Origin of the sequence: Pelagibius sp. (genome assembly GCF_028281305.1) — a bacterium.
In the GTDB taxonomy this organism is placed as follows: domain Bacteria; phylum Pseudomonadota; class Alphaproteobacteria; order Kiloniellales; family Kiloniellaceae; genus Pelagibius.
Genome location: NZ_JANQKD010000090.1, coordinates 1 through 20,352, shown reverse-complemented (window position 1 = coordinate 20,352; position 20,352 = coordinate 1). Strand labels below are relative to the sequence as shown.

At 66.8% G+C, this 20,352-nt stretch carries 20 protein-coding genes; 9 read left to right on the top strand and 11 right to left on the bottom strand.

Annotated elements, in window-relative coordinates; genetic code table 11:
• Nucleotides 1-17 precede the first annotated feature (17 nt).
• From Q0982_RS17800 to Q0982_RS17775, 6 genes are all read left to right on the top strand, one after another.
• On the top strand, nt 18-563 hold the full coding sequence (locus tag Q0982_RS17800) for a MarR family winged helix-turn-helix transcriptional regulator (RefSeq protein WP_299397709.1): 546 nt from the start codon (nt 18-20) through the stop codon (nt 561-563).
• A 97-nt stretch (nt 564-660) separates the two neighbouring features.
• Nucleotides 661-1,356: a response regulator gene (locus tag Q0982_RS17795; protein ID WP_299397707.1), complete on the top strand. Its 696-nt coding sequence runs from the start codon at nt 661-663 to the stop codon at nt 1,354-1,356.
• A complete protein-coding gene (locus tag Q0982_RS17790; protein WP_299397706.1) occupies nt 1,356-2,795 on the top strand; it encodes an ATP-binding protein in 1,440 nt (479 codons plus the stop codon). Before Q0982_RS17795 ends, Q0982_RS17790 begins: the two co-directional genes overlap by 1 nt.
• A 94-nt stretch (nt 2,796-2,889) precedes the next feature.
• Nucleotides 2,890-3,672 carry a PleD family two-component system response regulator gene (locus Q0982_RS17785; protein WP_299397704.1) on the top strand — a complete coding sequence of 261 codons (783 nt, stop codon included), beginning with the start codon at nt 2,890-2,892 and terminating at the stop codon, nt 3,670-3,672.
• Nucleotides 3,673-3,917: 245 nt separating this feature from the next.
• Entirely contained in the window at nt 3,918-4,376 is a 459-nt protein-coding gene (locus Q0982_RS17780) for a hypothetical protein (protein ID WP_299397703.1), read from the top strand.
• 8 nt (nt 4,377-4,384) lie between these two features.
• On the top strand, nt 4,385-8,854 hold the full coding sequence (locus Q0982_RS17775; protein WP_299397701.1) for a protein kinase: 4,470 nt from the start codon (nt 4,385-4,387) through the stop codon (nt 8,852-8,854).
• Between the two features lie 22 nt (nt 8,855-8,876).
• Here the strand turns inward: Q0982_RS17775 and Q0982_RS17770 are convergent, their stop codons facing one another.
• Both Q0982_RS17770 and Q0982_RS17765 read right to left on the bottom strand, forming a co-directional pair.
• Nucleotides 8,877-9,224 (bottom strand): tRNA-binding protein, encoded by a 348-nt coding sequence (locus tag Q0982_RS17770; RefSeq protein WP_299397700.1) that lies wholly within the window; start codon nt 9,222-9,224, stop codon nt 8,877-8,879.
• Nucleotides 9,225-9,348: 124 nt separating this feature from the next.
• A complete protein-coding gene (locus tag Q0982_RS17765) occupies nt 9,349-10,272 on the bottom strand; it encodes a LysR family transcriptional regulator (protein ID WP_299397698.1) in 924 nt (307 codons plus the stop codon).
• Between the two features lie 116 nt (nt 10,273-10,388).
• On the opposite strand from Q0982_RS17765, the gene Q0982_RS17760 reads away from it, so the two are divergent.
• Complete coding sequence (locus Q0982_RS17760) at nt 10,389-11,588, top strand: FAD-dependent monooxygenase (RefSeq protein WP_299397697.1); 1,200 nt, start codon at nt 10,389-10,391, stop codon at nt 11,586-11,588.
• A 91-nt stretch (nt 11,589-11,679) separates the two neighbouring features.
• On the opposite strand, the gene Q0982_RS17755 is transcribed toward Q0982_RS17760, so the two are convergent.
• The 5 genes from Q0982_RS17755 to Q0982_RS17735 form a co-directional block, all read right to left on the bottom strand.
• The gene (locus Q0982_RS17755) at nt 11,680-12,186 is read right to left on the bottom strand and encodes a phasin family protein (protein ID WP_299397695.1); all 507 of its coding nucleotides are present in this window, start codon (nt 12,184-12,186) and stop codon (nt 11,680-11,682) included.
• Nucleotides 12,187-12,470: 284 nt separating this feature from the next.
• The gene (locus Q0982_RS17750; protein ID WP_299397694.1) at nt 12,471-13,076 is read right to left on the bottom strand and encodes a TetR family transcriptional regulator; all 606 of its coding nucleotides are present in this window, start codon (nt 13,074-13,076) and stop codon (nt 12,471-12,473) included.
• A gap of 168 nt (nt 13,077-13,244) precedes the next feature.
• Nucleotides 13,245-13,733: a YbaK/EbsC family protein gene (locus Q0982_RS17745; protein WP_299397693.1), complete on the bottom strand. Its 489-nt coding sequence runs from the start codon at nt 13,731-13,733 to the stop codon at nt 13,245-13,247.
• A gap of 65 nt (nt 13,734-13,798) precedes the next feature.
• Entirely contained in the window at nt 13,799-14,365 is a 567-nt protein-coding gene (locus Q0982_RS17740; RefSeq protein ID WP_299397691.1) for a metal-dependent hydrolase, read from the bottom strand.
• Between the two features lie 77 nt (nt 14,366-14,442).
• Nucleotides 14,443-14,988 (bottom strand): hypothetical protein, encoded by a 546-nt coding sequence (locus tag Q0982_RS17735; protein ID WP_299397690.1) that lies wholly within the window; start codon nt 14,986-14,988, stop codon nt 14,443-14,445.
• Nucleotides 14,989-15,080: 92 nt separating this feature from the next.
• Here Q0982_RS17735 and Q0982_RS17730 point away from each other — a divergent pair, with 92 nt between their 5' ends.
• Nucleotides 15,081-15,542, top strand: coding sequence for a MarR family winged helix-turn-helix transcriptional regulator (locus tag Q0982_RS17730; protein ID WP_299397688.1), 462 nt, complete (start codon nt 15,081-15,083; stop codon nt 15,540-15,542).
• Here Q0982_RS17730 and Q0982_RS17725 read toward each other — a convergent pair.
• A complete protein-coding gene (locus Q0982_RS17725) occupies nt 15,539-16,186 on the bottom strand; it encodes a DUF6064 family protein (RefSeq protein ID WP_299397687.1) in 648 nt (215 codons plus the stop codon). The two genes, Q0982_RS17730 and Q0982_RS17725, sit on opposite strands and share 4 nt — an antisense overlap.
• 12 nt (nt 16,187-16,198) lie before the next feature.
• Nucleotides 16,199-17,131 (bottom strand): aldo/keto reductase, encoded by a 933-nt coding sequence (locus Q0982_RS17720; protein ID WP_299397685.1) that lies wholly within the window; start codon nt 17,129-17,131, stop codon nt 16,199-16,201.
• Between the two features lie 254 nt (nt 17,132-17,385).
• Between Q0982_RS17720 and Q0982_RS17715 the strand changes: the two genes are divergently transcribed.
• A complete protein-coding gene (locus Q0982_RS17715; protein WP_299397684.1) occupies nt 17,386-18,888 on the top strand; it encodes a hypothetical protein in 1,503 nt (500 codons plus the stop codon).
• A 66-nt stretch (nt 18,889-18,954) separates the two neighbouring features.
• On the opposite strand, the gene proC is transcribed toward Q0982_RS17715, so the two are convergent.
• Both proC and Q0982_RS17705 read right to left on the bottom strand, forming a co-directional pair.
• Nucleotides 18,955-19,770, bottom strand: coding sequence for a pyrroline-5-carboxylate reductase (gene proC, locus Q0982_RS17710; protein WP_299397682.1), 816 nt, complete (start codon nt 19,768-19,770; stop codon nt 18,955-18,957).
• Between the two features lie 59 nt (nt 19,771-19,829).
• The gene (locus Q0982_RS17705; RefSeq protein ID WP_322097060.1) at nt 19,830-20,330 is read right to left on the bottom strand and encodes a YbjN domain-containing protein; all 501 of its coding nucleotides are present in this window, start codon (nt 20,328-20,330) and stop codon (nt 19,830-19,832) included.
• Nucleotides 20,331-20,352: the final 22 nt, after the last annotated feature.

The window sequence follows — 20,352 nt, the reverse complement described above, 5'->3', positions numbered from 1 at the left end:
TAGGCAGATATGTCAACATGGCTGACGTAAAAGGCGGACCCAACCCCCTCTTCCTGCGCGAGGAGGAGCTGCGCCAGGCGATGGAGCTGCTGTTTTTCGCCTACCGCGACTTCACAGGGGAGCCGGATCAGATCCTGGTGGACTACGGCTTCGGGCGGGCCCACCACCGGGTGATCTACTTCGTCGGACGCCACCCCGGCATCACCGTTTCCGAGCTGCTGGCGATCCTGAGGATCACCAAGCAGTCGTTGTCGCGGGTGCTGGGCCAGTTGGTGCGGGAGGGCTTCATCACCCAGCGCCCGGGCCTGCGCGACCGGCGCCAGCGCCTGCTGGAGCTGACCGAGAAAGGGCGCGAGCTGGAAGGCAAACTGAGCGAGCGCCAGCGGGTGCGGATCGCGCGGGCCTACCGCAAGGCCGGGGCCACGGCGGTGGAAGGCTTTCGCACGGTGCTGACCAACATCATCGACGAGCCGGACCGCGCCCGCTTCGAGCGGCCTGAAGCGCCCGCTCTAAAGCAAGCGGCGCCAAAGCAACCCGGCCCAAAGCAGCCCACCCGGCGCTAGGATTGCCCGATGCTGGGGTTGCCCGATGCTGGGGTTGCCCGATGCTGGGGTTGCCCGATGCTAGGATTGAAGCGCCGCACAACCTATACTTCGAGCCATGACAGCTTCCGCCAGCGAGCCCGCCCACATCCTGGTCGTCGATGACGATACGCGGCTGCGCGACCTACTGCAGCGCTACCTCAGCGAACAGGGCTTTCGCGTCACCACCGCCGTCGATGCCGCCGATGCGCGCGCCAAGCTGGCCTCCTTCGCCTTCGACCTGCTGGTGCTCGACATCATGATGCCCGGCGAGACCGGCCTGCAGCTGACCCAGACCCTGCGCCGGGGGAGCAGCGTGCCGATCCTGCTGTTGACCGCCATGAATGAGAGCGAGGACCGCATCGCCGGCTTCGAGTCCGGCGCCGACGACTATCTGCCCAAGCCCTTCGAGCCGCGCGAACTGGTGCTGCGCGTGAATGCCATCCTGCGCCGGGTGCCCGCGGCGGTGCCCAAAACCTCCTCGGCCATCACCTTCGGCGAGTTCAGTTTCGACCTGGACCGGGAAGAGCTCACCCGCGCCGGACTCTATGTGCGTCTCACCACCGCCGAGACATCCCTCCTGAAGGCTCTGGCGCGGCACGCGGGCGAACCCATCACCCGCCAGGTGCTCTCCGATGAAAGCCAGGTCAGCGGCAACGCACGCACCATCGACGTGCAGGTCACGCGGCTGCGGCGCAAGATCGAGAGCGATCCGAAGTTCCCACGCTATCTGCAGACCGTGCGGGGCACCGGCTACGTGCTGATGACCGACTGATGCAAAGCGACGCGATCAGAGGCGAAGCGGGCAAGGACCCAGCGGACGACGCCGCCAAGAACGAAACCGCAATACCCGATGGCGCGCGGGAGAACCTGCTGAACCCGCTCTACCCTCAGGGCGGACCGGGCCCGATCCGTCGCTTCCTGCCCCGCTCCCTGCTCGGCCGGTCGCTGCTGATCATCGTCACGCCGCTGATCCTGCTGCAGGTGATCACCACCTGGATCTTTTACGACCGGCATTACGACACCATCACCAAGCGGCTGGCGCAGGGGCTGGCCGGCGACGTGGCGGCGGTGGTGCGGCTGATCAACCGCGCCGAAGCCAACGAACAGCTCGTACAGATCTTCAGCCTCGCCAACAGCACCATGCGCCTGGAGCTTTCGCTCAGCGAAGGCGCGGAACTGCTTGTCCCTGACGAGGTCGTCATCCGCGGGATCGTCGACTCCCGCCTGCAGGACGCTCTGGAGGAGCGCCTGGGCGTGCCCTTTGTGGTCGACACCCGCAGCCTCGACGAGCGCGTCGAGATCCTGGTGCAGTTGAACCGCGGCGTCCTGCGCGTTCTGGTCAGCGACGAGCGTCTGTTCTCCTCCACCACCTACCTCTTCATCTTCTGGACCATCGGCAGTTCGATCCTGTTGTTCGGCGTTGCCCTGATCTTCATGCGCAATCAGGTGAAGCCGATCCGCCGGCTGGCGAGCGCCGCCGAGGCCTTCGGCAAGGGCCGGGAGGTGGCGCAGTTCAAGCCGGAAGGCGCGACGGAGGTGCGTCAGGCCGCTGTCGCCTTCATCAACATGCGCGACCGCCTGAACCGCCAGGTGCAGCAGCGTACCGAGATGCTGGCCGGTGTCAGCCACGATCTGCGCACACCGCTCACTCGCATGAAGCTTCAACTCGCCATGCTGAACGATGCCGCCGGCATCGAGGAACTGCAGTCCGACGTGGTGGAGATGGAACACATGGTCGAAGGTTACCTTGCCTTCGCACGCGGTGAAGGCAAGGAAGCGCCGGTCACGACGGACCTCTGCGCCCTGCTGCGCGATGTCGTGGGCCAGATGTCGCGCGACGGCGGCACCCTCGACCTGCACCTGGAACAGGAGATCGCGCTGCCGCTGCGCCGGGAAGCCATGCGCCGCTGCCTCACCAATCTGATCGGCAATGCGCGGCGCTACGGCCAGCAGGTCTCCGTGCGCGCGGGCCGTCGCAGGAACGTGGTGGAGGTCATCATCGACGACGACGGACCGGGCATTCCCGCGGAGCGTTATGAAGACGTCTTCAAACCCTTCTTCCGGTTGGAGCAGTCGCGCAACCCGACCACCGGCGGGGTGGGCCTTGGCCTGACCATCGCCCGCGACGTCGCTCGCAGCCACGGGGGCGATCTGGTGCTGGAACAGGCCCCGGGCGGCGGTCTGCGCGCCCGCGTCTGGCTGCCCACCTGAGAGAACCCGCAAGGACAGCGGGGCCTTTAGACAGCCTTAACCACTGCCTCCCTATGCTGCCGGCCGCAAGAACCCTGCCCGGACGGAGTGACCCATGAACCCCACGAATGCGCTGATTTCCGAAGAAGCCGTCGACTCGCAGAGCGAGAGCGAGGCGCTCGACGAGGCCCGCGACCTCGTGTCGAACCTGGAACTGCGCGTTCAGCAGGTCAAAAACGGCGTCCTGGACCCCCGTGAGGCGGCGCGGACCCTGGCCATGGAGTCGGCCAACCTGCGCATGAAGGCCCGTGCGGTGAACCTCGTCGGCTTCGGGCCTCTGACCCACCGCCTGGATGAATACCTCAGCGAAATCGAAGCGGTCGAAGCGCGCCACGCCGAAGACCTGATCGCCTTCGCAGACCGCATCGGCAGCCTGCTGGACGGCGAGGCCGTGGACGCGGAGAAAGTCTCCGAGGTGCTGCACGCCCTGCCGCAGCAGAGCGCCTTCAACGTCGATGACGTGGAGATCACTGACAAGGACGTGACGGTCATCATCCCGCAGCGCGCCGCCGCCAAGGTGGTGGGCCGCGAGCTGGCCGCCTGCGGCTATCGGGTGACCAGCGTCACCAACCCGATCGAGGCGCTGGAACTCATCCTGGAAACCAAGCCCGATCTGGTGATCACCGCGCAGGTGATGCCGCGGCTGAGCGGGGTCGATCTGGCCTGCGCCCTGTCGGCCATGCCGTCAACCCGTTCCATTCCCATCGCGCTTCTGACCAGCCTGGATCCGGACCATCCGGATCTGAAGGCGCTGCCGATGAACGTCGGGCTGATCCGCCGCGGCGCGCAGTTCGGCGACGACCTGGCCGACGTGCTTCAGCGCTTCAACATCACCTGATCTCTTCGGCGACTGCCGCAGTCTGCCTGCCGCTGTCTGCCTGCCGCTGTCTGCGCGGCGCTCTCTGGCTGCCCCTGCTTCCGCCTGCAGCGGGCCGGCCGCCCGCACTGAAGGCGGGCAATACCCCGGAATAACTCGCCCGCGCCTCCAAGGTGTCATGGCAGGGGCCTTGACTCCCGAAGCCCTTGGGCGAACCCTGACGGCATTGGGGCAGGGTGATTTCCATCACTTGCGGAGGCGGTCCAATGAAATTGTCGAACATCTTTGCGGTAGGACTCTGTGCCGCTCTTGGCGGCGCGACCCTCGGTCTGACGGTAACGGCGCTGGCCCAGTCGAGCATGCCCAATGCCTGTCCGGTCGACGGCTGCGTCGTGAAGATCGCAGGCGTCGCCAAGGCGGGCACCGAACTGGCCGTGACCTTTGATGCCAACTTCATGCCCGATCTTTCGAAGAACCACATCCATATCTGGTGGGGCGAAAGCTATACGGTCGAACAGGTCAGCAACAACGCCGAGCCCACCTATGGCGTCAAGCAGGGCGACTGGCACCCGACCGACGCCTACCCGGCCTATACCACGCAAAGCGCCGTATCGATCGGCGCACGCAACGGCGCCCACACGCTCTGCGTGACGGCGGCCGATAGGAACCACGACATTCTCGATGCCAAGGCCTATCACTGCGTGGATGTGCGCGACCACCTGTAGATCTGCCGATGACGCTGCCCACCTACGTCGGCCGCTACAGGGTTTGCGATGAGATTGCAAAGGGCGGCTTCGCGACAGTCGTGTGGGCTTGGGATGAAGAGCTTGAATCGTCCGTAGCGGTCAAGATCCTTCATCCCAACCTCGCCGAGGACGAAGCCCTGCAGGCGCGCTTCGTAGAGGAGGCCCGCCTCCTGCGGCGGGTTCGCTCGGCACAGGTGGTGACAGTCCACGACGTCGGGCGCCTGAACGACGGCCGGCCTTACTTCGTGATGGACTTCGCCGACCGCGGCACCCTGGCGCAACGTATCCGCCCCGACGACGGCACCGGCCCGGACCCGCGGGAACTCACGGTGCTGGTGGACGCCCTGGCCGACGGCCTGGCCGCGATCCACGAAGCCGGACTGGTGCACCGCGACGTCAAGCCGGCCAACATTCTGTTTCAGCTTGCGCGCCGCGCGCCGGTCGAAGCCGATGCGACGCTGGTGAACGAGCAGCCTCCGCCTCAGACTCCGCCGCGCCGGCTCGTGGCCGGCGACGAGCGCGTTCTGGTCGGTGACCTCGGCATCGCCAAGGACCTCGTCAAGCACGGACCGCTGGCGACCATCGTCGGCGGCACCCCGCTCTATGAGGCGCCGGAGCAGCGCGACGGTCTCGGCGATGTGTTGCCGGCTGCGGATATCTACTCGGCGACAGCACTGCTGTGGCACGTTCTCACAGGCCAGCGCCCGCCCCATGCCGAGGTTGTCGCAAGTCACCTGCCCACCCTGGCCGCCGCGTGGCACCCGGTGATCGAACAGGGTATGGCTCTCGATCCCGCGGCGCGCTTCACCGGCATCGAAAGCTGGCGCGCGGCAATCCACGATGTCCTGGCCCAGCAGGTTGCCGAGGCCGAAGAAGAGATACCGACCCGCATCGTCCCTGAGGGCAGCGGCCGTGACACAGCCTGCCCCTACAAGGGTCTGGCAGCCTATCAGCCGGAGGACGCCGGAGACTTCTTCGGCCGCGAGGCTCTGGTCGACGAACTGGTGCGCCGGATACAGCTGGAGCGGGTGCTGGTGGTCGGCGGCCCCTCCGGCAGCGGCAAGTCCTCTCTCGTGCGCGCCGGTCTGGTGCCGGCGCTGAAGGCCGGCGCTCTGCTCGGCAGCGACACCTGGCGCGCCATCCTGATGACGCCGGGCCGCGACCCACTGGCCGAACTGCACTATGCCCTGACCAGCGCCCTGCCCGCCGGCAAGACCGCCATTCCGGTAGCCGACCTGCTGGCGCGTCCAGGACTCGCCCGGCACCTGGGGCGCAGCGACGAGAGCGATACGCCGGTCCTGCTGTGCATCGATCAGTTCGAGGAGCTTTTCACCCTGGCACCGGAAGCCCAGCGCCAGGCCTTTATCGCCGCCCTCTCGGCCATGACCGATCCGGCCGACAGCAGCGTCCGGGTGGTGATCGCCGTGCGTGCCGACTTCTATGCGGCCTGCGCCGCAGTGCCTTGGCTTGCCGAACGCATCTCGGGAAATCAGGTCCTGGTCGGCCCGATGACCCGTTCCGAACTGCGCCGCGCCATCAGCGAACCGGCGCGCCGCGCCGGCCTCTACGTCGAGCGCAGTCTGGTCGAGGCGATCATCGACGAGGCCGGCGAAGAAGCCGGCTCCCTGCCGCTGGTCGCCCATGCGCTGGTGGAAACCTGGCTGCGCCGCCAGGGCCATCGCCTGACGGTTGCCGGATACCGGGAAGCCGGCGGCGTCGCGGGCGCGATCAGCCAGACCGCCGAGGCCACCTACCAAAGCAGTTTCGGCAATGCCGAGCGCGATGCCACGCGGCGTCTCTTTCTGCGCCTGGTCACGCCGGGTGAAGAGACACCCGACACACGCCGTATCCTCGCGCGCAGCGAGATCGAGCACGACAGCATCCCAAAGGTCCTGCAGCGTGTCGTTGAGCGCCTGACCGAGGCCAGGCTTCTGACCGTCGACGCCCAGAACATCCAGATCGCCCACGAAGCGCTGCTGCGCACCTGGCCGCGGCTGCGCGACTGGATCGAGGAGAGCCGCGACGACCTGCGCACGCGCCAACGTCTCGCACGCGCCGCAGCGGAGTGGGATGCCGCCGGCCGCGATGCCGATCTGCTGTACCGCGGCACCCCCCTGCTGGCCGCGCAGGACTGGGCGGCCAAGCGGCCCGACCTGCCGGGCGAACTCGACCGCGCCTTCATCGATGCCTCGGCCCGGGCCAAAGCCGAAGCGGTGGCGACAGCCGCCGAGCGGCGGCGGCGCCAGCGGCGCACGCGGCGCGTAGCAGTATCGATGCTGTCGTTTCTGGCGGTCGGCGCCTCGGTCGCCTCGGTCATCGCCTTCCTGGCTCTGCGCGAAGCCCAGGAGAACGAGGAGCGGGCCGAGCGCGCAACCGCCGAAGCGACCGAACGTTTCGCCGGGGCACTGGGCGCTGCCGCCAACGGCCTGGTCGAAGCCGATCCGCTGCTCGCCCTGGCCCTGGCCGCCGAGGCGGTCGCCCGCTCCGGGCCGGGCCCCTCGGGCTTCGACGCCCGCGCCTCCATGATCGCTGCGCGCGATGCCCTCACCGGCGACGGCCCCTTTCTCGATGGCAGCCCCATTCCCGCCGGCGATGCCCTGGCCATCGCCATGACACCGGACGGGACGCTGCTGGCGACCGGCCGGCGCGACGGGACCATAGAGATCATCGACGCCGCCATGCGCCGGCCTGTCGGCGCCAGCCTGCAGGGGCACAACGGCGGCATCCAGGATCTGCACTTCACACCCGATGCGCGCCATCTGGTCTCCGCCGGCGACGACGGTGCCGTCCACATCCGGGCCGTCGGCGACGGACTGGGCGGTCAGGCGCGCACCATTGCCCAGTCGCAGGACATCGTCTGGGGTGTACGGGTCGACCCGGCGGGCGATCGGCTCGCCGCCGCCGGGGAAGACGGCAGCGTCCGGCTCTGGGACCTGCCGAAGGGGGATATGGCGGCCGGTGCCCCGCCACATGCACCGCTGATCGATCGCGCCAGTGATTTCCTGAGCGTCCGCTTCACTCCCGACGGCAAGGGGCTGGTCGCAGGGACCGGGGCGGGCGACATCTTCGCCTGGGCGCTGCCGTCGGCGGAGTTCGTGTTCGAGCCGATCCGCAGCGCCCACACCAGCGACGTCTGGAGCCTAGCCTTCAGCCCGCAGGGCGACCGCTTCGCCACCGCCAGCAGCGACGCCACCTCGATGCTGGTCGACTATCCCGGCGGCCGGATTATCGGCCAGGCTTTCGCCGGCGCCGGGGCGATCAACGAAGTGGCCTTCGCCCCCGACGGAGAGACCCTGTTCGGCGGCGGGAGCGACGGCGCCCTGCACCTCTGGCAACCGATCCGCAACGAACCCATCGCCTCGACGCCCAGCGGGCACAGCCGCGGCATCATCGACATCGAGGTCAGCCGCGACGGCCATCGCCTGGCGACTCTCGGCCGCGATCAGCTTATGCGTCTCTGGCAGATGGGCATCGACCGGCCCCTGGCCAGCGCGCAGCGGGTGCCGGGTGCGGCGGCCAAGGGACTGGCGGTCAGCGCCGACGGAAGCCTCCTTGCCGCCGGAGACGACAGCGGCGTGGTCACGGTCTGGGACCCGCAGGCGCCGGGCAACGCCCAGGTCCTCACCGGCCATCGCCACCAGGTCTGGGCCCTGGCCTTCGCACCGGACGGGCGCCTGCTGGCGGCCGGGGACCGCAGTGGGGAGGTGCGGCTCTGGGACTTGGAGAGCGGCAGCCAGCGCAGCCTGCTGAAGGTCGATCAGGGCGCGGTCTGGTCGCTGGCCTTTGCCGCCAACGGCCGGCGGCTGATCGCCGCCAGCGACGGCGGCATCAGCCTTTGGGACGTCGCGGAGGGCGCACGCGAGACGGTCCTGAACCACGATGGCGGCGCGGTGACCCGCGCCGCACTGGCCCCCGACGAAGGGCTGCTGGCGGTGGCCGCGACCGACGGACGCATCCGACTCTGGGATCTGGACGACGCCACCCTGCAGCAGGAGTTCCAGGCGGAGGACGACGTGATCTGGAGCCTCGCCTTCAGCCCGGACGGGCGCAGCCTCGCAGCCGCCTCCAGCGACGAGGTGGTGACGCTCTGGGACGTCGAGACCGGCGCGAGCCTCGGCGTCTTGACCGGTCACACCGGCGGCGCGACCGATCTGGCCTATCTCGCCGACGGCGTGACCCTGGTGGTCACCGACCGCAGCGGACGGCTTCACCTCTGGGATGTCCCGACGGGCCGGCGCCTGGCAGAGGGCCGGCCGGGTCACGACGGCGCCAGCTGGCGGGTTGCGGTCCATCCGGACGGCCAGCGTTTTGCCACCAGCGGCGACGACGGGCGGGTGCTGCTCTGGGACAGCCTGAGCATCGCCCGGGCCTGCGCCATCAGCAGCGCTGCTTTCGACCAGACCCGCCGCGATCAGTACCTGGGCGCGGGCGAAGCCTCCCGGGCCTGCACGCCGTGACGGCAGCGGACAGCGGTTCGGATCAGTAGAGGCGTCCGCCGTTGGGCACCGGCTTGTCGGCGGTCACCAGCACCACCTCCCCCGCCTCGTCGGGAAAGCCGAGAACCAGGATCTCCGACATGAACTTGCCGATTTGCTTGGGCGGGAAGTTCACCACCGCGGCCACCTGCTTGCCGACCAGTTCTTCGACCGCATAGTGGACCGTGATCTGCGCCGAGGTCTTTTTGACGCCGAGAGGCGCGCCGAAATCGACCCAGAGCTTGATCGCCGGACGCCGCGCCTCGGGAAAGGGCTGCGCGTCCACGATGGTGCCGACGCGCACGTCGACCTTCATAAAGTCGTCAAAGGTGATGGGGGCGGTCTCGGTCATGATCGGCTCTGAGGGTCGCGGGGGGACGGTTTGGAGGCGGCGGGACGGCGCGGGCGACGCTATCACCGGCGCCGGGCGCCGGGCAAGGGAGCAACCCCGGATACACGGCGCTCGGCCCGCAGGATCAGATCTCGAGGCCGCGCTCCCAGGGCGGCTGCGGTTGCCACTCTGCCAGCAGAAAATCGATGAAGCTGCGGACCTTCGGCACGCCACGCCGATTCTCGAGGTAGACGGCATGAATGCCGGTGTCCATGGCGCCCGGATTGGCCTGCCACCCGGTCAGCACGGGGACCAGCCTGCCCGCAGCCACCTCCGCCCCGACCAGCCAGGTCGGCATCATGACGAAGCCAAGACCGGAGAGCGCGAGCTGGACCAGGGTCTCGGAGCTGTTGGCCCGCACCCGGGCTGCCACTTCGACCGCTTCGGGCCCGGCATCAGCCTGGAAACGCCAGACGTCGCGGCCCGGGCCGTAGGCGAAGGTCAGGCAACTGTGGTCGGCCAGGTCACCGGGCCTCTCCGGGCGACCCTGCTGTTGCAGATAGGCCGGGCTGGCGCAGACGAGGCGCCGGTGATCGGCCAGCCTGCGCGCGATCAGGCCGCCGTCCTCCAGCCCGCCCAGGCGAATGGCAACGTCGATGTTGAGGGCCACGAGATCGGTCAGGGCGTCGGTGAACAGGAGATCCAGCCGCACCTCGGGACAAGCTTCGAGATAGGCGCCCAAGACCGGCGTCAGGTGCAGGCGGCCGAAAGCCAGCGGCGCGCTGACCCGCAGCACGCCGTGCGGCCGCTCGCCGCCGGCGACGGCAAGGTCGGCCTCCTCCAGGTCGCCCAGCAAACGCACGGCCTTCTCGTAGTAGCCCTGCCCGGCATCGGTGAGCGTCACCTTGCGGGTCGAACGGTTCAGCAGCCGCGCCGACAGCCTGGCTTCCAGGGCGTCGACCTGGCGCGTCACCGAGGAGGTGGCAAGCCCCATGTGCCGGGCGGCCGGGGCGAACCCGCCGGCCTCGACCACGGCGACGAAGGCTTTCATGGAGGCGAAGCGATCCATCGATCCCCAATATTGCATTCTATGCAACGATCTTACCAGAATTCTCAATATTATCATCTTTGGTGACAAGGCCGATCTTCCGGAGCAGGCACAACTCCCCAAACAAGGAGATCCCCATGTCCACAACCCCCATCTCCCTTCCTGGCCTCCTTTCGACGACGCCATCCGCGGCCTCGAAGCGCCGCGCCCTCATCGCCGGCGGTTCCCTGGCCGGGCTCTTCGCCGGCACCCTCCTGCGGCAGCAGGGTTGGACCGTCGACATTTTCGAACGCTCGTCTCGCAGTCTGGAGAGCCAGGGCGCCGGGCTGGTTGAGCAGGCCGATCTGGTGCGCGCGCTGCGCACCCTGGGAATTGCCGAGGTCGAGTCCCTGGGGGTGACCGCCTTTGAACGGGTTACCCTGGACCGGCAGGGCCGCTTCATCACGCAGGATCGCAGCCACCAGACCCAGCATGCCTGGGACCGGATCTACCGGATCCTGCGGGAGCGCTTTCCCGAAGCGCACTATCATCTGGGCCGCGCGGTCACCGGGTTGGCCCAGAACCATAAGGACGTGCGGCTGGACTTCGCGGAGGGCGGCAGCGCAGAAGGCGACCTGCTGATCGGCGCCGACGGCACACTGTCCGCGGTGCGGGACGTTGTTGCGCCCGGAGTGGCGCCCCGCTACGCCGGCTACGTCGCCTGGCGCGGCCTGATTCCCGAATCCGCACTGGGGGCAGAGGCCCACCGGGATCTCGCCGGGCGCTTCGCGTTCTATCGCCTGGACGGCTCCCACATCCTGGGCTACCTGGTGCCCGGCGCCGACGGAGCCACGGAACCCGGCGCCCGGCGCTACAACTGGGTCTGGTACCGGCAGGCCCCGGCCGGTGCGCCGCTGGACCGGCTGCTGACGGACCGCAACGGTCGCCGCCACAGGATTTCCATGACGCCGGACAGACTGGACCCTGGAGTGGCCGCAGAGATGCAAGCCGCCGCGGCCAGCCTTCTGCCGCCGGCCTTTGCCCAGGCGGTGGCGGCAACGCCGGCGCCCTTCATCCAGGCGATCCACGACCTCCAGGCGCCGCGCCTGCTCTATGGGCGGGTTGCCCTGATCGGCGATGCGGCCGCTGTGGTCAGGCCTCATACGGCCCGCGGCATCGACAAGGCGGCGGGAGACGCGATCGCTCTGGCGCAGGCGCTGGCCGCCCAGCCTGCACCGCTGCCCGAAGCCCTTCAGGATTGGGAGGTTGCGCGGCTTACCGAGGCCCAGGCCATCGTCCGGCATGGCCGTCGCCTCGGCGCTCCCCTGGAGCCGGAACGCAACAGCCGGCAGGCTTAAGCCCGCCGGAAGCCCCGCTGGCCCGGCAAAACAAAAGGGCCGTCCGGAGACGGCCCTTCTTGGAGGCTTTCGGAAAAAGCGTCCGCGAGACTTACTTCTTCTTCGCGGTCTTTTTCACTTCGCTGGTGAACTCACCGAAGCTCTCGCTGACGCGGGAGGTCAGCAGTTCGGCGGCTTCGCCGTTGGACTTGGTCGCCATCTCGGTCAGCTCACGCAGGTTGGCGAGAGAGGCTTCGTAAGCCTGCTTCATCAGCTCGGCCTGCTTGGCCAGCTTGTCCTGCGGGGTGCCGGCGGCGTTCAGCTCGCTGAAAGCCTTGGAGGCTTCCTCGATGGACTGACGCAGGATCTCGGCCTGACGGCGGACCACCGCCTGGGCGCCTTCCAGCGCAACCTTGTTGGCAGAGGCCACGGCTTCGATGTTGCGCTTCTGCGCCTGCACCAGAGCCTGGGCGTCAACGCCGGGGACCTTGAACTGCTCCGGAACGGCGGTGAAGTCGATCTTCTCCCACTGCTCCGCGAGCTTGCTGGGATCCATCAGCGACGCAAAGTCGAACTTGGCGAACTCACCGTTCAGGAAAGGGTTACCAGAAACAGCCATCACTCGAACTCCTCGATCTGTGCGGGCGCGGCCCGCCTTATGTTGCACCGCACAATACCTGTGGTGACGCTGATATAAGAGGAGCCCGCCTGACGGTCAAGCAGTTTTTATTGCACTGCACAAAAAAATCACGAAAACGGCAGAAAAACTGGCCTTTCAGCCGCTAGCGACCGCAGCAAAAAGAGGTGCGGAAGGGCCCCGGCGGCGGGCCCGGGAACGGCTGAAGGTCCCGGCTGAAGATCTCGGCGGCGATGCGACCGGAGGTTTTCCAGAGGGGGTCCGCTCTAGGCGGCCTGACCCTCGCCCCGCCCGGCCATGCGCCCGGCCATGCGGCTGGCCAGGCCGTCGATGCGGCGCAGCTGTTTGTCGAGGCTCGCCATGGTCTTGGCCATGTCCGCGCTTTCGTCGCGCAGCCAGACCCTGAGGGTGGCCAGATAGACGGCGGAGATGCCCTCGACCCGGATCACCCCACGCAGGCCGCTGGTGGAGAAGCCCGCGATCTCCAGCATCGCGGCCATGGACCGCTTGAAGCGGGAAAGCCCGCAGAACAGCGAAAGGGGGTCGCGCATCTGGTCCTGCAGGATGGCGCCTATGGCCTCGCGCTGAGGCTGCATCGCCTCGAAGCGGCGCATGAGCACGTCGAACAGCCGGTCATGCGCCGGCGCCTCGCCGCGTTCCGGATCCTCCTCGGCCATGACGGCCGCATCGACCTGGTCGGCGAAGCCCCGGATGATGGCCTGCTTGGAGGGAAACAGCGGATAGAGGCTGGAGAGCGGAACCTTGGCCGCCTCGGCGATCTCCGCCAACGACAGGTCGCGCCAGCCGCGCTCCGCTGCCAGCGCAAAGGCGGTGTCGATGATGTGCTTCGGGAGGTCGGCTTTCTTGACCATGGTTTCCGCTCCTCGGTTTCCGCTCCTCTGGCGTCTCAACCCCTTGGGACTGCTGTCTCCATCTCCCTATCTTAGGCATGGAGACCTGCCGCGGGAAGCCCGCGCCCGGATGCCGTCCTGCGGCCTCCTGACGCGGAACCGCGCCCGGCCGCCCGGCGCTCCTGCCCTTCAAGCCTGCTTGATGTCCGCCACCGTCCCCTCGGTGATGCGGCAGAGCGCCTCGGGGGTGAGCGCGAAAACGGCGTTGGGCGTTCCGGCCGCGGCCCAGATCTCCTCCAGGGCCATCAGGTCGCGGTCGATGAGCGCGGTGGGGTTCTGCCTATGGCCGACCGGCGGCACGCCGCCGATGGCAAAGCCTGTGACTTCGCGCACGAAGTCCGGCTTGGCACGCACGATCGGCTCGCCCAGCAGCCGCCCCACCGCGGCCTCGTCGACCCGGTTGGCGCCGCTGGCCAGGATCAGCACCGGCCCACCGCTCTCCGCCGCCTGGAAGATCAGCGACTTGACGATCTGCGCCACCGAGCAGCCGATGGCGGCGGCGGCATCCTCGGCGCTGCGGGTGGAGGCCGGGAATTCCCGGACCCGGAAGTCGAAGCCGAAGTCCGCCAAGGCCGCCTGCACGCGCCGGGCGCTTTCCTTCAAAGCCGGTTCGCTCATCCGTTCCTCCCCCGACAAACCTGAGTGCAGAGGTGTTAGCGGAAGTTGGCGCGGCTGCAAAGGGCTCACCCGGCCACGGCGGGACTGCGGCGCCAGCGCAAGGCAACCGCATAGAGCCCAAAGGCAGCCGCCAGAGACAGCTCGACGGCCGTCACCCAGTGCCCGCCGAAGGCCGGGTCCCAGTGGCTGACCGGGCCCGCAACACGCAGGCTTTCGTTGAGCGGCCAGAACAGCAGCGGACCGTCGGTGACATGACTGGCGATGTCCACAAGCGCATGGGTCATGGCACCGGCCAGGAATGCCAGGCAGAGGCGGCGGCAGACCGGGTTGCGGCAGAAGACCAACAGGGCGAGCGCCGCCAGACCCAGGAGACTGAGCGGCGAATGCAGCAGGTTGTGGAGGCCGATGACCAGGGGGTGGGAGAAGTAAAGCGCGTCCATTCCGGCCTGAACCTGGCTTTGGACGTAGCCGCCGTTCTGCCAGGTCACCCTGGCGGCGATCGCCGACCACAGGGCGATGACAGGGACGTCCGGCACCACCGCGCCGATGACGCAGGCCCGCCGCAGCGCCCCGCTCCAGCCCAGGGCCGCGGCGCAGCCCCAACCGATCAGAATGTGTGTCGGGGTCTTCAAGGCACAGGCATCCTTTCCTCCGAACCCCGGGAGGCCGGGGCGCGGGTGTTGCGGTGACTGCGGCGGTGAACAGCGGGTTAGAGCACGACGTCCCTTTGGTCGCGGAACGCCGAGTGATGGGCGAAGTCGGGCGAGCGGCTCCAGGCCATCAACAGATACGTCGTTGCGCCGGGCGAAAGGTTCACCCCAAGGGTGTCCCCGACAGCGTGCAACAGGCGGAAGTCGAGCTGGGACCGCCCCGTGGCATAGCTGCGGCGGCGGACCTGCAAAGCCTCTTGCACGGCGGCGCCCTCGATGCGGATGTGGTCGGGTACGAGGGCACGGCGCAGCTCCACGCGGGCCGGAGGAACGGAGAGCTGCGCCATGACGAAGCAGGTCCCCTTCAGGCTCTCGGCATCGTTGAAGCCGACGGCCATCCAACCGGCGGTCGCGGCGCTTACCTCCCCCAGCAGGGCGCCCTCCTCGTGGCGCCAGCGGAACAGCATGCCGCCGCGGAAATGACTGCGCCACTCGCCCTGCTGGCGCACCAGCGTCAGGGACTCGGCCATGGCGGGGCCTGTCAGGCCCGGGGCCGCGGCGGCGGCAGCTCCGGCGAGAAAGCGGCGTCGGTCGAACCCTGGCATCGTCTGCCCTTGCGCTTTTAGTCAAGATGCTTGACTATATGCTGGAACGACGATGTCGTCAAGTATCTTGACTAAAATTCGGGAACGCCGTCTTGAGCGAAGCAGACGACACGGGGCTGAAGCCCGACCACATCGGATGGCCGCTGTGGCAGGCGGCCTTTCTGTGGAAGGAGGCCTTCATCACCGCCATGCAGGCGGCGGGGCACGGATGGTATGGCCGCGCCCAGAGCAACATCACGGCCTTCCTCAGCCCTGAGGGCACCCGTCAGCGCGACCTCGTGGAACGCTCCGGCCTCACCAAGCAGGCTGTGCAGCAACTGGTGGACGATCTGGAGGCCGCCGGGGTGGTCGTCCGCAGTCCGGACCCGGCAGACCGGCGGGCGAAAGTCATTCACTACACGGCCAAGGGCAAGGCTGCGCTGAAGGACGGCGTGCGCATCAAGCGGCAGATCGAAGCGCGCCTGGCCGAGGGCCTGGGCGAAGACGGCATGGTGCAGCTCCGTGTCCTGCTGGAGCGTGTGATCGAGAAGGGATTCGACCGCGACGGGTCCTAAGCAGGGTTGCGGGTGATCCGACGATTGTGGAGCACCCCTGCAGCCAGCGCCGCAGCCCCGAGAACCGGCTGCGCCAAGTCCGCCGGCACCTCCAGCTCCCAGGCCGTGGCGCCGGCGATGAGGGTCCAGACGAAGGGCAGCACCATCAGGTGCAGCGGGCAGCGCCCGGCACTCAGCAGCAGCACGCCGAGGGTGAAGACCGCCGTCGGTCCCGGCGCGAGACCGACGGTCCGCGCCGTCTCCAAGCCCTCGCCCAGAGACGCCTGCAAGAGCGGCGCCAGCAGCGCCGCCGCCAGCAGCGCAACGCCGAGACGCGCCGCCATGCCGCGGCCCAGCACAAAGACCGCGCCGCCGCGCAGCCCCAGGCTCCATGCCAGGAGTGCGGCCTGCGCCAGGAAGAGCGCGCCGAAGGCCGGTGCGGTAAAGCTGAGCTGGGCGAAGTAATGCAGGTGAAAGATCAGGCCGCAGGCGAGCCAGCCGGCGACAAGGATCGCCCCGATGGCGCGGCCCGCGTGGCGGTGGCCGGAGGCGGCAAGACCCACCGCCGCAAGCGCAGCCACGACGGACGCGATCTGCCAGGGCCAGAGCGCGCGGTTGATCTGGGCGAAGAGCGCCGCCAGCACCTCCGCGTCAAAGGCCAACACCGGCGGGCGGTCCTAGAGCGCTTCGATGTCCGCGGCCATGCGGGCACGCAGCGCGGCGTCCGGCAGGCGGCCGTGCAGCGCGCCCATGTTCTCCGCCATGTGGTCGACCCGCGAGGTCGCCGGAATGGCGCAGGTGACCGCCGGGTGGGAGACGATGAACTTCAGGAAAACCTGGGCCCAGTTGGCGCAGTCGATCTCCGCCGCCCATCCCGGCAAGGGGTTGGCGGCATAGCGGTCGAACAGCGCGCCGCGGCGGAACGGCCGGTTGACGATCACCGCCAGGCCGCGCTCGGCGGCCAGGGGCAGCAGGCGTTGCTCGGCCTCCCGGTCCACCACGTTGTAGGTGAATTGGACGAAGTCGATGTCCTCCGCGCGCATGATCGCCTCGAAGTCACCGTGGTGGCGGCCGTGGGAGGTGGTGATGCCGATGTAGCGCACCCGCCCCTCGGCCTTCATGGCGCGCAGGGTCTCCAGGTGGTCCTCCCAGGCGAGCAGGTTGTGGATCTGCAGCAGGTCGAAACGCTCGACGCCCCAGAGGCGGCGCGATTCCGCCATCTGCTCGACGCCGTCCGACCGGCCCCAGGTCCAGACCTTTGTCGCGGAGAACAGCCCGGGCGGCTGGCTCGTGCGCTCCAGGCCGTGGCCGATCACAGCCTCGGCCGAGCCGTACATGGGCGAGGAATCGACCATGCCGCCGCCGGCATCAAAGAAGGCCTGCAGCACCTCGCTGCGCGCATCGCGCAGGCGCTGGTCGCCGCCGACGTTGAAGGTAATCCAAGTGCCCATGCCGATGACCGGCAGGGGCTCGCCGCTTGCCGGGATAGGCCGTGTTATGGGCCCGTTGGCCCGCACCGCCCGGGGAAGCACGAGAGGACCGGCAAACGGCAGCGCCGCCAGGCCGCCCAGCACCGCACGCCGCGAAATCCGCCAGGGTTTTTCCGTCATCGCCACCGCTCCTCCCTCTCCGGGTGGGGTTTAGCCCCTCACCATCTAGATGGCGGGTCCCACCGGGAAGTCAAAGCTTCAACGGTTCGCAAGCAGTGCGGCCAGCACAAACTGACCTGCACGAAGCGGCCTAGTAGTCCCCTTCCAGCCTTAAACCATGATCAATCCATCGATGAAATTCTTGCATTGACCATCGCATAAGTTCAATGAAAGCTGCCGAGCTCAGTAATCCTACAGTTGAAAGAGTGGAATAGATGGCAGCTCTTACCGAAATCAATAACTTCGGTGGAATCGACGCAGACCGCGACAACTTGTTAGACGAGTGTTTCGAAGACCATGAGTCTTTTGAGGCTGTCCGGGATTTTGAGCGCTTCTTGGTCGTCGGTCGCAAGGGCAGTGGGAAAACTGCGATCTTCCGAAAGATAATCAAAGACCGAAGACCTGACGCATTTGCCCTTGGACATACTTTCACTGACTATCCCTGGCACCATCACAATCTGCAAATGCTCAAGGGTGTGCCGCGGGAAGAGTGTTTTGTTCAGAGCTGGAAGTATCTGATATTCATTACAATTTCAAAAATCCTTTTGAACTATGATCAAAGTCAGCCTTGGAACGAAAGATTTCTGGATGATTTGGGAAGTATTGAGAACTTTGTTCTCGATACTTATGGAAGCAAGGACCCTGACTTAACGAATCTGTTCTCCCCGACCAGACAGATACACATCAAGCCTACGCTGGGTCTATCGCTTCTGGGGGTCAATGCGGGAGTAGAAGTCGAAAACATCGCGATGGAGCACCTGCCTACAGTCGCGAAAGAGGTGAACGACAATTTAGAGAAGAAGATTCTACAGAGCTTGAATCCAGATAATCTGTACTATGTCTGTTTTGACGAACTTGATCTCGGATTCAGTAAAGACGATGCCAACTACCCATTGCGGCTTATTGGGCTTCTCAAAGCTGCGATGCAAATCAACAATTTAGCCCTGGAGAATCATAAGAAGTTGAATGTTGTCATATTTCTACGCGACGACATTTATCAGTTCCTACAATTCGAAGATAAGAACAAGCTCACTCAAGGCGGACTGGTACGGATTGAATGGGATACCGCACGAACAAAACATACGCTGCGTGAACTCATGGAGAGGCGCTTCGCCAAGCTCCTTAGTGTGGGTGAAGAGGGAGCGTGGGACCTTGTGTTTAACGAGGTCCAACAGATGCGAGGTAACCAATCCAAGTACCAACATGTCGTAGATCGAACCATGCTAAGGCCTCGCGACATGATCAAGTTTTGCAATGAAGCGTTGGCCTCCTATCAGACGAATTCCGAGCGCACTGACCTGATCGAGAATCGAGACATCACAAGCGCACGATCCAACTACTCCCAATACTTGGTCGCAGAGCTAGACGATGAGATGCAAAAGCATCTTCCGAACCATGGCTCTTACTTTGAGCTCCTCCAGCAGCTTGAAGCAGTCCAGTTCTCGATTGAGGAATTTCAACACGCATGTGATGCGCGACCAGAGTTGGTGCCCGAAGGGAAAACGCCTCGAAAGATCCTAGGTGAACTGTTCGAGTTTTCTGTAATTGGCTTTTATCAGAGCGGTGGAGCCGGTTATGGCGGGGCTCAGTATGTCTTTCGATACAAAGATTCCAGAGCACAGTTCAATGAGAATGCACAGACCTACCAAGTGCATCTCGGTTTGCTCGAAGCATTCAACCTGAAAAGATACAGGCGAAGCGATTCGACCGAGGAGTGACCGCGTGATCAAGATGGACGTCACGCGTGTCCCAGCGGCCGGCGCGGAGCGGATAAGTACGATTCCCTACCCCAGTTCCCGGCTGCGCGCGGTGGCGGCGGCGATGGCCTTGGTAAGCAGCGGCTGCAGGCCGTTTTCGGCCATCAGCACGCGCAGCGCTTCCTGGGTGGTGCCGCCGGGCGAGGTGACGTTCTGGCGCAGGGTGGCGGCGGGCTCGGTGGACTGGTCAACCAGGGCGCCGGAGCCGGCCACGGTCACGCGGGCAAGCTGCATGGCGAGGTCGGCGGGCAGGCCCGCCTCGACGCCGGCCTGCGCCAGGCACTCGATCAGCAGGAAGACGTAGGCCGGCCCGCCGCCGGACACCGCGGTCACCGCGTCCATCTGCGCCTCGTCGTCGATCCAGGCGGCGGCACCGACGGCCATCAGCAGGTCGGCGGCCAGATCGCGCAAGTCTTGGTCGCAGCGGTCATTGGCGCAGAGCACGGACATGCCCCGGCCGACGGCCGCCGGGGTGTTGGGCATGGCGCGGACAATAGGGGTTTCGGCGCCCAGCGCCTCCTCAAAGGCGGCCAGGCGCCAGCCGGCGGCGATGGAGAGCGCTGCCGCGCCCTGTTCCGCGAAAGCGCGGTAGGCCGGCAGGGCATCGGCCAGCATCTGGGGTTTGACGGCGAAAACCATGAGCGCCGGCTGCAGGTCCGCCGGCAGCTCCGCCGGGCCGGCGGCCAGATGGGCACCGCGCGCCAGATAGGCCTGCAAGGCGTCCTGATGGGGCTCGACGATCCAGACCAGATCCGGGTCGAGCCCCTGGCCCAGCCAGCCTTCCAGAAGGGCGCCGCCCATCTTGCCGCAGCCGACCAGCAGCAGCGGACCGGCCAGTTTCATAAGATCGCTCCTGCACCTCGCTGTGGGGGCGAACCGGGCGCGGACCGGCGCCCGCGCGTTCAGGCTTCGCCGACGGTCTCCATCAAGGCCGCGTCCAGCGCCTGATCGACCGTCGAGCCGCCCCAGATCACCATCTGCAGCGCCGGATAGATCCGGTCGCATTCCATCAGCGCCGCCTCGACCAGATCCTCCAACTGCTCCAGGGAGGCGCCGGAAAGGCCGCGCAGGGGAATGGTGTGACGGTACATCAGGGCGCCCTCCTCGGCCATAAGGTCGAAGTGGCCGAGCCAGAGCCGCTCGTTGGCGCGGGCCAGCAGGGCGCAGATTTCCTTTTGCTGGGCTTTGGGGACTTTGAGGTCGAAGTGGCAGGAGAAGAACATCGAGCTCACCTGGGCCTGCCAGACGGAATACATGTGGTACTCGCACCAATGACCGGACATTTCGATGAGAAGCTCGGACTCGCTGTGGCGGTCGCAGGTCCAGTCATTGGCGCTGCCGAGCTCTTCGAGAAGGTCGAGGGGGTTGATCGGCTGGTGGGAATCCTGAACGAGCTCTACCATGTCGACACAGCCTCTTCGGTTG

Bases quoted from the DNA above. Each gene is read 5' to 3' on its own strand.
- Q0982_RS17790 (WP_299397706.1), top strand. From the start codon at position 1,356: ATGCAAAGCGACGCGATCAGAGGCGAAGCGGGCAAGGACCCAGCGGAC.
- Q0982_RS17765 (WP_299397698.1), bottom strand. From the start codon at position 10,272: ATGGATCGCTTCGCCTCCATGAAAGCCTTCGTCGCCGTGGTCGAGGCC.
- Q0982_RS17715 (WP_299397684.1), top strand. From the start codon at position 17,386: ATGGCAGCTCTTACCGAAATCAATAACTTCGGTGGAATCGACGCAGAC.
- Q0982_RS17785 (WP_299397704.1), top strand. From the start codon at position 2,890: ATGAACCCCACGAATGCGCTGATTTCCGAAGAAGCCGTCGACTCGCAG.
- Q0982_RS17735 (WP_299397690.1), bottom strand. From the start codon at position 14,988: ATGCCAGGGTTCGACCGACGCCGCTTTCTCGCCGGAGCTGCCGCCGCC.
- Q0982_RS17745 (WP_299397693.1), bottom strand. From the start codon at position 13,733: ATGAGCGAACCGGCTTTGAAGGAAAGCGCCCGGCGCGTGCAGGCGGCC.
- proC (WP_299397682.1), bottom strand. From the start codon at position 19,770: ATGAAACTGGCCGGTCCGCTGCTGCTGGTCGGCTGCGGCAAGATGGGC.
- Q0982_RS17800 (WP_299397709.1), top strand. From the start codon at position 18: ATGGCTGACGTAAAAGGCGGACCCAACCCCCTCTTCCTGCGCGAGGAG.
- Q0982_RS17755 (WP_299397695.1), bottom strand. From the start codon at position 12,186: ATGGCTGTTTCTGGTAACCCTTTCCTGAACGGTGAGTTCGCCAAGTTC.
- Q0982_RS17705 (WP_322097060.1), bottom strand. From the start codon at position 20,330: ATGGTAGAGCTCGTTCAGGATTCCCACCAGCCGATCAACCCCCTCGAC.
- Q0982_RS17770 (WP_299397700.1), bottom strand. From the start codon at position 9,224: ATGACCGAGACCGCCCCCATCACCTTTGACGACTTTATGAAGGTCGAC.
- Q0982_RS17795 (WP_299397707.1), top strand. From the start codon at position 661: ATGACAGCTTCCGCCAGCGAGCCCGCCCACATCCTGGTCGTCGATGAC.
- Q0982_RS17720 (WP_299397685.1), bottom strand. From the start codon at position 17,131: ATGACGGAAAAACCCTGGCGGATTTCGCGGCGTGCGGTGCTGGGCGGC.
- Q0982_RS17780 (WP_299397703.1), top strand. From the start codon at position 3,918: ATGAAATTGTCGAACATCTTTGCGGTAGGACTCTGTGCCGCTCTTGGC.
- Q0982_RS17775 (WP_299397701.1), top strand. From the start codon at position 4,385: ATGACGCTGCCCACCTACGTCGGCCGCTACAGGGTTTGCGATGAGATT.
- Q0982_RS17750 (WP_299397694.1), bottom strand. From the start codon at position 13,076: ATGGTCAAGAAAGCCGACCTCCCGAAGCACATCATCGACACCGCCTTT.
- Q0982_RS17760 (WP_299397697.1), top strand. From the start codon at position 10,389: ATGTCCACAACCCCCATCTCCCTTCCTGGCCTCCTTTCGACGACGCCA.